Annotated in this window: 2 protein-coding genes; both read right to left on the reverse strand. The window is 64.3% G+C overall.

The features are described 5' to 3' along the window. Positions 1-9: 9 nt before the first annotated feature. Positions 10-507: a tail fiber protein gene (locus FJ980_RS09805; protein ID WP_140542701.1), complete on the reverse strand. Its 498-nt coding sequence runs from the start codon at positions 505-507 to the stop codon at positions 10-12. Between the two features lie 196 nt (positions 508-703). Beyond that, on the reverse strand, positions 704-12,283 hold the full coding sequence (locus FJ980_RS09810; RefSeq protein ID WP_140542702.1) for an S-layer family protein: 11,580 nt from the start codon (positions 12,281-12,283) through the stop codon (positions 704-706). Positions 12,284-12,644 lie beyond the last annotated feature (361 nt).

Below are 12,644 nucleotides of genomic sequence, written 5' to 3' on the forward strand. Positions count from 1 at the left end.
TCGCGTTCCTCAGGTCGGCGACGGGAAGATGCCCTGCAGGGCAATGCAGAAGGTCAGCGTCAGGAAAGGCTGCATGTTCAGATGCGCCTGTGATCCGCCGATATTGGCAATGCTGGCCGGGTGCAACGACGTGAGGTTGTCCGGCTGCCTGTAACCGTTGTTGAACGCGCCGAGAAAACTGCCGGAACTGGTCGGCACGCTGCCGTTGCTGTTCGTCGCTTGCGCCTGGTGGGCATGGGTCGGCAACTCTCCAATGGACAGCGTGTGGGACTGCTCGCCGCCGCGCTCGCCGAGTGTGTGTCCGTCTCCAACGTGGTTCGGTATCCGTCCCCGGTAATCAGGCAGCGCGAAATTCACCCTGCCGTCGCCACCGAAAGTGGTGCCGAGCAGCGAGAAAAGCGCCTGATTCTGATTGATGGGCAAAAGCTGCCCGTTGCAGAGTGCCCACCCTTTGGGCGCGAAGCCGAACGACATGATGCGGATTTCGGACAGAAACGGTTCTGACATTCAAACACCCCTTCGCTGCCGTCCCGATTATGCGCACACTAAACTTTGAAGTACAACAGAAATAATAAACAAAAAAATAATTTTGAATACTATTTTACTGTCGATTAATACATCTTCTCCGAAAGATGCATAACATCGCTATTGCGTTCATCGGGTTGCAAATCGGCCGTAGTCCAGTCCGCCCTACGTTTGCGGATTAAGGTGCAGAGAAATACCCACCGGAAGTCCCGGTGCCGACGCTCACAGTTCCTGTATTGAACGACTGGATAAAACTTATGACCGCCGCCGTGTCCGTCGGCCCACCACTATAGTTGTTGCCTGCCCCTGCATGCAGCCCGATCGTCGTGTCGAAGCGCTGACGAACACGGATGTCCGTCGCTCCGCCGCCGCCATTGGAGCCGGCAACATTGTTGGCTAATGCTCCAGGCCCGCCTAGCGTGAGAGCAAGTGTCTGAGCATCGCCGCTAATCGTGCCGGCAACGACCAAGATGCCATTCTGTCCAAAAGCAGTGGCTGGATTACTGACGGTGTTGCCCTGAATCACTGCTGTGAGTTGCGCGTTGCCTCCGTCGACGTGGTCTCCCGTCTGCACCATAATTCCGGCTGAGGCACCACCATACTGGAAGACGGCGTTGTTGGTGATTGTCACGCTAGAATTGGCGCCGCCATCGGTAACGAAGCCGATACCGCTGCCTTGTGCCGAACCGCTGTTCGCCACGCCGGCGACGCCGATCGTGTTCGAATCGATCGTGCCGTTGAACGAGCCGGCGCCTGAGCCGGTGCTTATGCCCAGAGCGGCACCCAGCGCATCGCGCATCGTGTTGTGGGCGATGTTGAAGGTCAGGTTCGCCGCGTCGCCGGTGCCGCCGGAGCTGATCGTGACGCCGCCGCCGCCGGAAACGATGTTCTGGTTGTTGTTCGACAGCGTGTTGCCGAGCCCGGCCGTCGCGCCGCCAAACACCAGATCCGACTGGACGTTGCCGTGCAGATCGAGCTGGAACAGGTCGCCGCGCGCGGAGGTGAAGGTCGAGCTCTGGACCGTCGCGTTGAAGACGCCGTTCGTCGCCTGGAAGACCAGCGCGTCGCCTGATTGATTTCCCGCGGCGGCGTCGGTCGCGAAGGTCGAGCCGGTGATGGTGATGCGGTTGAGGGTTTCGCCATTGTTGTTGAAGACGTGGAAAGCGTCCAGCGCCGCGCCGGTGAAGGTCGAGTTCGAAACCGTGGCGGAGCCCTTGAGGCCGGTGAAATAGACATCGCCCTCGCCGACGCCGCTGACGTTCGTGCCGTTGCTGCCGTTGATGACGACGTGATCGAGCGAGAAGCCGGTCACGTTATTGCCCAGGATGCCGTAGTTCTGGAAGTCGTTCATCTGCATCCAGGCGAACTGGGCGCCGGATGTGTTGTTCAGATAAATGCCGGTGCCCTGCGTCGTGCTGCCGTCGGCGCCGGTCTTGTTGGCGATCGTGCCGCCCGATCCGGCCGAGCCGGTGCCGGTCACGTGCAGGCCGCCGCTGGAGCCGGTCGTGTCGAGAATGATGCCGTTGGCCGAGCCGCCATTCGAGCTGATGCTCTGGAAGATCAGATTGCCGGATCCGATCGTGGTATTGGCAACGTTGAGCGCCGTTGCCTGGCCCGAATTGATCGTGCTGCCCAAGCCGGTCGCGCTGATCGTGCCGCCACCCGTCGCGGTGAAGCCGGTGGCGTTGCTGCTCGAGGTGTTGATGGTCAGCGTGTTGGTGAAATTGATGGTTGCGCCGGTGTTGTTGCTGAGCGCTATGCCGCCGCTCGAAACTGTCGCCGAAATGGTTCCGCCGAAGGTCGCCGTGCCACCGGTGTGAGACGATATGCTGACGACGTTGCCGGCGCTCGTCTTGGCTATGGTGCCGCTGTAGCTGATGGTGTTCGAGCCGCCCGAGACCAGGAACGCCGTGCCCGAGGCGCCGCTCAGCGTGCCCGCGCCAAGATTGACCGCGCCGGCGCCGGTGACGTTGGTGAGCGAAACATTGTTGGAGCCGCCGGTCGATGTCGTCGAGGTAAAATTGATGCCCGTCGTGGTGGCGACGCCATTGAGGTTGATTGCCTGCGCGCCGGTGGAGCTGACCGTGCCGGTGGCGACATTGACTGTGCCGCCATTGGCGGCGCTGAAGCCGGTCGTGCCGCTGCTGGCGATGTCGATGTTGGCGAAGTTGATCGTCGAGGACTGGCCGTTGTTGTTGATCGACACCGCGGTGCCGGTCATCGGCGTGCCGGTGCCGAGATCGACCGTGCCGTTGAAGCTGACATTGCTCGCCGCCGTCGCGCCGGAGATGACGATGCCGCTCGCCCCTCCGTTTGCCGTGACCGCGCCCGCAAAGGTGAAGCTGCCGCCGGCACGGTTGGTGATGCTTGCCGCTGTGCCCGAGCCCCCGGCAGCAATGGAGCTGGCGTTGTCGAAGACGATCGCCGCGCTGCCGCCCGTGACCGTGATCCCACTGCCGCCCGATATGTCGACGTTGGTGCCGTTGATCGTGCCACCCGGACCGGAGGCGCCGCCGAAGGCTATGCCGGTGCCGGTCGCTGCCGTGGTGATGTTGAGGTTGGTCAGCGTCGTCGTGCCGGTGGTGTTGCGCAGGTCGAAGGCAATGCCGGTAGCGCCGGTGCTGGTGACGTTGGTGATGGTGGAGTTCAGCGCGTTGAGGACGACGTCCGTCGCATTGCCGGAGAACGCCACATTGTCGATCGTGGTGCTGGTGGACGGCGTGATCTCGATGCCGGCTATGGTGAAGTTTCGGATCGTCATATGGCTGATCGTGGTGCCGGAGGCGCCCGCGCCATTGTCCTTGATGCCGCGTCCGCCGCCATCGAGGATGAAGCCGTCGATGATGTTGCCGCTGGCCCCAAGCGTGATCGTATTGTTGCCGGCGCTGGTGGTCAGCGTCGCTGCGCCATTGGGCGTCTGGTCGATGATCGAGATGTTGTTGCTGGCGAGTTGGATGGTCGACGGCACCGTCAGCGCCAGGTCGATGTTGCCGTTGGCGAAGCCGCGCAGCTGTTCGCCCGCGGCAAGGTTCAGCGTGTTGTCGGCATTGGTGCTGGCGGCGGTGATGGTGCCGCCGTCGTTGACAAGGACGATGACGTCATTGGTAACCGCCGCCGCCTCGGCTGTCGAAAGCGTCGCCAGATTGCTCTGGTCCTTGCCGCTGCCGTCGCCGGTGGCGCTGGCGCCGACAAAGTAGATCCTGCCGATGCCAAAGCCGAGGCCGGGGCTGGCCTGGAAGTTCACGTCCTGGAAATTGTAATTGCCGGCAACCGGCGCGCTGGACGAGTCGATGCCGACATTGGCGCTGATGGTCGACGACTGGTCGGTCGCCGACTCGCCGTCGCCATAGGTGAAGTTGAGGTTGGTCGTCGAGTTGAGGAAGACGCCGGTGTTGACGCCGGTAATGCTAGAGCTGTTTCCGGCCGCACTGACGTCGCCGAGACGCACCGTCTGGCCGCCGGTGGCGCCACGCAGATCCACGCCGATGGAAGTGCCGGCGCCGGTGGCGTTGGTGACGTCGAAATCGTTGGCCGTGATGGCGGCATTGATCGTCGCGCCGTTGAGGCTGAAGCCAACGGCGTTGTTGTTGCTCAGGCTGATGTCGAGATCGTTGAAGGAAAGCGCCGCGCCGAGCGTGCCGGTGACATCGACGCCGCGCGTGGTGACGTTCTGCAAATTGGCCGTGCCGATGGCAATGGCACCGCCGCCGGACGAGCCGACGCTAGCCAGGGAGATGCCGGCCACGGGCCCATTCGCCGACACAGTCGAGAAATTCAAGCCGAGACTGCCGACGGTGACGTTGCTGAGATCGATGCCTCTGCCGGCCGACGTCGTCGTGATGGTATTGCCGCTTCCGGCCACATTGACCGTTCCGCCCGTGAAGGCCCTGAAGCCGTTACCGGAGGTCGTCGTGATGGCCAGGCCGCCATTGGTGAAATTGACGGTGCCGTTGCTAAGGCCGGCCAGGGAGACAGCTGTGTTGGTGCCGGACCTGATCTGCTTGCTGGCGCCGGAGAAGGTGACGATCGCCGCGGTGCCGTTGTTGATGCCGAAAATGGCAATATGGCCGCCGCCCGCGGCGAAACCATCGGTCAGATTGCCCGAAAGCGTCACCGAACCGCCGGTCAGCTCCTGGATCGAGACCGCCGCGCCGCTGCCGTTGCTGGCGATGGCGCCGGCGTAGGAGACCGTGGCGTTGCCGCCGCTCTGGTCGGTGACCGAGCCGATGTTGAAGGCAGCGCCCGAGCCGGTGTTGGTCAGCGTGCCGGTGCCCAGGTCGAGCGAGCCGGTCACCTGCTGCAGGTTGATGCCGTTGGCCGTACCCGAGAAGCTGGCGCTGACCGAGGTGAAGCCGCCATTGAGGGTGGCCGAAGCGATGTCGACGGCGGTTCCGTTCGAGGTGCTGACGCTGCGCGTGCCGGCGCCTGTCACGTTGACAATGGTGGCGGCTGGCGCAGCGCTGCTGGAGACGCGCAAGCCAGTGCCCGTGGACGTGGTGATGCCCAGCGCGCCGTCGAAGGTGACGGTGGTGGTGCTGGCGGCGTTCTCGATGTTCACGCCGCGGCCGGCCGATGCCGAATTGTCGATCGTGGTGTTGCCGAAGGTGTAAGTGCCGTTCGAATTGAGAACTTCGATGCCGGCGCCGCCGGACGCGGTGACGTTGACCGCGTCGAGATCGACACTGCCGCCGCTGGCGCCGCTGATCAACACGCCCTGCCCGGCAGCGTTGGTGGAGGTGATGCTGTCGAAATGGACGCCGCCGGCGCCGATTGCGCCCTGTAGCGACAGCGCCGTCTGGCCCGTCGCGTTGATCGTGGTCGAGCCGGCAGCGGCGACCGTGAGCACGTTCAGGCCCGAGAAATCGAGACCGGCCGAGGTGGCGATGTCGAGGCCGCCGTTGAAATTGACCGCGCCGCCGGCGGTGCCGCCCGAGATCGACACGCCATTGCCGCCGGCGATCGTCACCTGGTCGGTGAAGGTCACCGCCCCGCCGGTGCGGTTGGCGATGTTGATGCCGCCACCGATCAGCGTGCCGGACGTCGCGCTGTTCGGCAGGATGCCGCGCGAAACCTGGATAGCGCCGGAGCCGCCGTTCACGTCGAGCAGCGTGCCGGCAACGCCGATGTCGTTGTTGATGACCGAGAGATTTCCGGTCAACCCCACGACCTTGATGGCGGTCTGGCCGGCCGCCACATTGCTGATCGTGACGCCTTCGATGGTGATGCCGCTGGCGTTGCTGAAGCCCGACGCGCTCTGGTCGATGAGGAAAGCTGAGCCGCTGGCGCCGCTGAAATCGAAGGTCGTGTGGCGGACCGCGTTATCGCCAAGCAAATGCATGAAGTCGCCGGTGCCGGTGACCACGGTCTCGTCGCCGGTGATGTTGCCGCCGGTGGCGCCTAGGCTGCCATGCACGTTCACCGGCTGGATGGTGCCGATCGAGACGACGTTGCCGTTGCCGAAGCCGGTGATCGTCTGGCCCGAATCGAGCGTGAAGGCGCTGGCGCCGAGATCGATCGGACCGACGAAGGCGAAGTTCTGGGTGCCGGTCAGCGCATCGGCGGCGGCAAGCGAAATGGTGCTGACGCCCATGCTGAGGTTGCCGGTCGTGCCGGCGCTGATAAAGCCGCCTGACTGCGAAACCAGCGTGACCGCGCCCGCCGCCGACCCGAGGTTGGCGTTGCCGGTGAAGAACACGTCGTCGAAATCATAGTCGCCGAGCGTCGGATCGAGGCCGACCGTGTTGACGGTGTAGCCGTTGGTGGCCACGGAGATCGAGGATTCCAGCCCGTCGGTCGAGTCGCCGTCACCGAAGGTGAAGGTGGCGTCGGCCGAGGTCGCCGTGGTCTGGCCGGACGACAGATCGACGCCGATGCCGACATCGGCGATCGAGGATCCTTGCAAGAAGGTGATGACCTTGTTGCCGGTCGTCGAGGACAGATCGATGCCGCGCGAGGTGAGGTCGCCGGTGCCCGTGATGGAGGTAACGCCGAAACCGGCGGCAGTGGACGAGCCGCTGAAGTCGATGCCGGTCTGGTTGGCGCCGACATTGCTGATGGTCGTGGTGCCGAGCAGGACGTTGGCATTGGTGCCGCTGAAATCGATGCCGGCCGTGTTGGCGGCCGAGCCCATCGCCACCGTGGTGGTGCCGGAGAACGTCACCAGGCCGGCATTTGAGCCGATCTCGATGCCGTTGCCGCCGGCACCCGAGGCCGTGACATTGCCGAAGCCTGCAATGGCGCCGCTTGCGACGTTCGAGACCGAAAGACCGTTACCGGTCGCGTTGGTGATCGACAACGCCGTCATGGCGTGGAACGTCGCGGTTCCGCCAAGACCGCCGATCACCGCTCCGCCGCCGCCCGTCGCGCTCAGCGTCGAACCGCTGAAGCTGATCGCACCGCCGGTTGGCGCCGTCGTCGAGCCGATGTCGAAGAGATTGCCGGTTCCGGTCGAGGTGACGCTGCCCGTGAACGCGACCGAGCCGCCGGTGGTGCCATCGATCTTGACCGCCGTGCCCGGCGCGCCTGCCGAGCTGGAGACGTTGGCCGAAACGGTGATCGCCGCGCTGCCGCCGGATACCACGACACCGTTGCCGGTGCTGGAATTGGTGATGGTGCCGCCGATCGAGATGGTGCCGGTGTTGCCAGTCAGGTTGACGTCGTCGCCGTTGACGCCGGTCGTGACCAGGTTGTCGACGCTGACGGTGGCGCCGCTGTTCTGCACCGCGAATCCGGGGACCGCACCGCCGGCGGTCGCCACCGTCGTCGTGCCGTTGAAGGTGTAGGTGCCGCTGGCGACGTTGGTGAGGCGGATGGCATCGGTGCTGGCGCGGCTGATATCGACGGCGCCGAAGCTGACATTGCCGCCGCTGGTGTTCGAAATGACGATGCCGCTGACATCGGTAGCCCCTGAGCCGTCCACCTTGACGCTGTCGAAGGTGACGCCGCTGCTGCCGATGACGAGTCCGCTCGCGCCGCCGAGCTGGATGCCCTTCTCGGTCACGCCGCCGCCCGTCGCGATTGTGTTGGTGCCGGTGACGTTGAGCGTGCCGCCGTTGACGGCGCTGAAGGCAAAGCTGCCATCGGTGGTGAGGTCGAGACCGCCAGTAAAGTTGATCGTGCCGCCGGCATTGCCGCCCAGATCGATGGCATTGCCCGAACCAGTGACGTTGGCGGTGATCTTGCCGGCGAAAGTGACCGAGCCGCTTGTCAAGCCGCTGATCGTGACGGCCCTTCCGGAGCCTGTCTTGTTGATGGTGCCGTTGTAGGTGACGTTCGGCGTCGACGCGGAGACGACGAAGGCGTCGCCCGCCGTGCCGGCGATTGAGCTCAGATTGTCGAAGGTCAGCGTGCCGGCGGTGCCGCCGCCGATGTTGATACCGGTGGCCGCCCCGGTGATGTCGAAATTGTTGAAGGTGGCGGTGCCGCTGTAGGCGCTGATCGCGAGCGCCGTGCCGGCAATGCCGCTGATCGTGGTGTTGGTGAAGGAGGTCGTGGCGCCTGAGCTGTTCAGCTTGATGCCGGTCTGCGCGGACTGGACGATCAGATTGGTGACGCCGATGGCGCCCGAGGCGCCGGTCAGGTCGAAAGCGGTGACGGCGCTGGTGACGGTGACGCCGTTGACCGTCAGGCTGCTGATGCCCGCGCCGTCGATCGCCGAGCCGGAGCCGGCGTTGCTGACGCTGAGGTTCTGGACGAGGTTGCCGTTGGCAAGGTCGATGGCGCTGCCGCCCGAATTGATGAGCGTGGCGCCGCCATTGCCGAACGGATCGGCCTGTGTTGCACCGCTGACGACATTGGTGCCGGTGACGTTGGCCGGGGGCGCGCCGAGATCCACCGTTGCGCCATTGGCGAAGGAGACGAGCGACTGGCCGGCGGCGAGCGTGAAGCCGTCGGCATCGGTGTTGATGACGGAGCCGTTGTTGACCAGGACGAAGATGGTGTTGGACGGCGCCCCGAGATCGTCCGCCATGGCGGCGCTGATCAGGTCGTTGACGCTCGAACCGTTGCCGGCGCCGGTGTTGCCGTCGCCGACGAAGACGATGTTGGCGGTGTCGAACAACTGCGGCCCGATGAGCGCCGTATCGTTCAAGGCGTAGCTGCCGCCGCCTGCCATCAGGCCGCGCATGTCGAGCGAGGCGACCGTGCCGGTGATCGAGGCGCCACCAGCGGTGCCGAAGGAGAAGGCGGTGTTGGCGGAGACGCCGGCCGCGCCATTCGTGCCCATCTGCACGCCGGTGCCGGCCGAGATGACGCCGCTGCCGATGGTGACAGAGCCGCCGGTGGTGCCGGAGAGGTCGATGCCCGTCGAGGTACCGCCACCGGAAATGTCGAGCGTCGCAGCGGTGAAGGTGGATGTGCCGGACATGCTGAGGCCGGTCTTGCCGGTCTGCAGGTTGGTGATGTCGATATTGCCGAAGGCGATGGTGCCGTTCGCGCCGATGACGTTGATGCCGTTTTGGCTTGGATTGTCTATCGCGACATCGCCGAAGGTGACGGCGCCCGAGTTGCCAATGAGCCCGATCGCCTGGGTGGTCGCATTGTTGACGGTGACCTTGCCGCCGAAGCCGACCGTGGCAGAGCTGCCGCCCACCACAATGCCGCTCGCAACATTGGAGATGGTCGTCGTGCCGGTGACGTTGAAGCTGCCTGTCACCGCCCCAAGGCTGAGACCGGTCGAGCCCGGGTCGGTGCCGGTGTGGCTGAGGCTGGACAGCGTGACATCAAGCCCGATATTGGCCGCCCGCAGGCCGTTGATCGTGTTGCCGGACACCGTCCCGCCGGCGATGGAAAGCGTGCTCGTTCCAGGGCTCGAGACAACATCGACCCCGATGCGATTGTTCTGCGCATTGACCGTATCGAACGCGTAGGCGCCGGTGCCGACAATTGACAGGCCGGTGCCGCCATTGTTCGCAACCGTTGTCGTGCCGGTGAAGGTGAAATTGCCATTGGCCAGCGCCAGGCCGGCGCCGGTGTTGCCTGTCGAGCCGATATTGGAGGCGCTGATGCCGCTCGTGCCGTCAAATCGCACGCCTGCCAAACTCGCGCCGCTGACCGACATGCCCGCCAGCGTGACGCCGGTGACATTGGTGCCGTGGATGCCGTTGCCATTGGCGACGCCGGCGATGTTGAAATCGAGCAGCGAAGTGTTGCTGGCGACCGTAACGGCATCGCCGGCGCCCGTATTGGTCAGCGTCGCCGCGCCGTTCGCGTCAGAGACGACCTGGTCGTGCTGGACATTGTCGCCGGTGACGTTGACCGGGACGCCGCCGAGCGAGAAGGTGCGGCCGTTGCCGAAGGAGGCCATCGTCTGGCCGGCATCGAGCGTGAAGCCGCCAGCGGCGTTGATCGGCGTGTTGGCGGCGTCATTGACCAGCACGAAGATGGCCCGGCCGTCATGGTTGTTGTCGGCATCGGTGATGGATGCCAGGTTCGAAATCGAAGAGCCGTCGCCGGAGCCGTTCGCGCCGACGAAGAACAGATGCTGTTGGTCGAAGAGCTGACCGCCGCTGAAGGTTGTCGTGCCGAAGGCATAGGTGCCGAGCGTCTGGTTCAGGCCGCGCGCGTCGAGCGAGGCGGCTTGTCCCGCGATCGAGCCGCCGCCGAAAGTGAAGTTGGCGTTGGCCGAATTGGCCAGCGAGCCGGAAATGCCGAGGCGCACGCCGGTGTCGACGCCCGAGATGCTGCCGCCATTGGTGAAGGTGATCGTTCCACCGGTCGTGCCGGCGAGGTCGATGCCGATGGTGTTGGCGGCGTTGGTGCCGGTGAGCTTGAGCGACTGCGCGGTGAAATTGGTCTGGCTGTAGGAGAAGTCGATGCCGGTGCCGATGCCGAGTCCGGAAATTACGATGTTGCCGGCGACCACCGCGGCATTGACACCATTGAACCTTATGGCGTCGTCGTGGACATTGGTGATGTCGATGTCGCCGAAGCGGATCGTCGCCGGCGAATCGGCGATCACGATGCCCGCCGAGGCCGTGTTCGAGATGGTCGTGGCGCCATTGACCGTGAAGCTGCCCGACAGGTTGTAGAGCACGACGCCGGACGTGCCGCCGTCCTGGGTGATGGAATCCAGCACGACATGGGCAGTGATCGGGTCGATGAAGACGGCGGTGCCGCCATTGCCCGAAATGGTGCCGCCGGTGGTGGTGAAGCTGCCGCCGCTCGACGTGCCTTGCACGGTTATGCCGCGATCGGTGTTGTCCAACGCATTGACGGTGGCGAAGGTGTAGGTGCCATGCCCCGTGACATCGAGGCCGTCGTCGCCATTGTTCTGAAGCAGCGTCGTGCCGGTGAAATTATAGGTGCCGTCGCCTTCGATATGCAGGCCGTCGAGGCCGTTGTTCCGCGACGTGAAGTTCGAGGCATTGACGCCGGTCGACGTGCCGGTGAAGTCGGCACCGTTGCCGCCGGCGCCGTCGACCGTGACGTCAGTCAGCTTCGTGCCGGTGACGTTGTTGCCGAAGATGCCGTCGCCCCCGCCGGTGATGGTGATGCCGCTCAGCGTGTTGTTGTTGGCAAGCGAGATGACCGGGTTGGCGGCGTTGGTGCCCTGGATCGTGCCGTTGCTGCCGCCGAAATTGTAAGTGCCGACGCTGCCATTGGCGAGTTTGGCCTGGACGCTGCCGCCACCGCCGATGACGATCTGGCCATCGGCAAGCGTTACGCCGGCGGTGGTGATGTTGCCTTTGCCGCCTAGGGCTACGACGATGCCATTCGCCCCGGCGCCCGCAACCGCGTTGTCGAGCGTCGTCGGGTCGCCGATCGTGCCAAGGCCGAGGGAATCGTTATCGCCGTTGGCGAAGAAGAATTTGCCGAAGGCGGCGTTGGTGGCGGCGTTGATCGCCACGCGCGTCGTCGTGCCGGCGACCTTGTCCTGGTTCTCCAACCTGACGCCGATGTCGCCGCGCACGCGCTCGTTGAGCCGCTTGCGCAGGCCCGGGCTGACCGTGGAGACGAGGTCCGCCGAATCATCGGCGGAAGCGCTCTTGCCGGGCACGTTGAAAGGCACCGTCAGCCGGATGCTGCCGGCGAACTGGGTATTGTCGCGATTGTCGTTGCGCACCTCACCGGCGAAGGTCAGCGACGTGCCGGTGCCGATGACATCGCCGATCGTGTATTCGATGCCCGCCTTGGCGCCGGTGATCGAGTGGTCGTCGCCGTCCGGATCGGCGAAATGATAGGCGCCGATATCGAAGCGCAGCGACTGGTTTTCCGGCAGGTCGATCGGCGCCTGGACGCCGACCTCTCCCTCGATGCCCCAGGCGGCATAGGTGCGGCGGTCTATGGCCGAGATTTCTTCCAGCAGCTGGTTGCCGACCAGAGACAGCGTCGAATCGATGCCGTTCGAGCCGCGGTCCTTGCTGATCGGCAGATAGACATTGACATGCGCGTCGTATTTCGAGGTGATCGCCTCGAGCCCGAGCGTGGTGGCGACGAACTGGTGGCTGTTGTCGTTCTGGATGTTGAGATAGGCGTAGCCGCCGATCATCAGATCGGGATTGACGATGCGGCGAATGCCAAGGCCTACGTCCTGGCCGAAACCATCGTCGAAATCATATTTCGAGCGGACATCCAGGAACAGGACGGATTCGAGGTTCTGCTTGACCGGAAGGAAGCCTTCGAGCGCGGAGTAGCCGCTGTTGCTGTCGGCGCCGATGATGGCGCGGATCTGCGGTTGCCACAGGCTGGCATCCTGGGCATGCGCGGCAAGGCCCGACAGGGCGAGGGCGACGGTCGTCAGCGCGGAGCTGCGCAGCAAAATACCCGACCGACGGGATGCAGCCAACGCTCCGCCGTGCTGCTTGTGGCGCCCTGCAGTCTCCCCCCGACGTTCAGTCAGCCCTTTGCGCGAACGCATATACCCGTCCCGGCCGCCGCCATGCTCTTCCGCTGGAATACCAGATACTATTGTATTGCATGGTATTGCACCGCAATTAACGGTTGAGGTACCGTATTAACATAGAATTTGGAGTCCTGTGGTAGTAGAGCAACACCGATTTTTTCTCCGACGACTCGGACTCACTAAGCCGGCTACAGGCGCCGAAGTTGTAATGCGAGAATTGGAGCTATATTAGTGAATTTTAATGTACAGAGGCGATCAGGATATTTGGCCGCCGGCC

The sequence above is a fragment of the Mesorhizobium sp. B1-1-5 genome, assembly GCF_006443065.1.
Classification (GTDB): Bacteria; Pseudomonadota; Alphaproteobacteria; order Rhizobiales; family Rhizobiaceae; genus Mesorhizobium.

What these genes read in the sequence shown, in the direction of transcription:
- FJ980_RS09805 (WP_140542701.1), bottom strand. Translation starts at nt 507, where the DNA reads ATGTCAGAACCGTTTCTGTCCGAAATCCGCATCATGTCGTTCGGCTTC.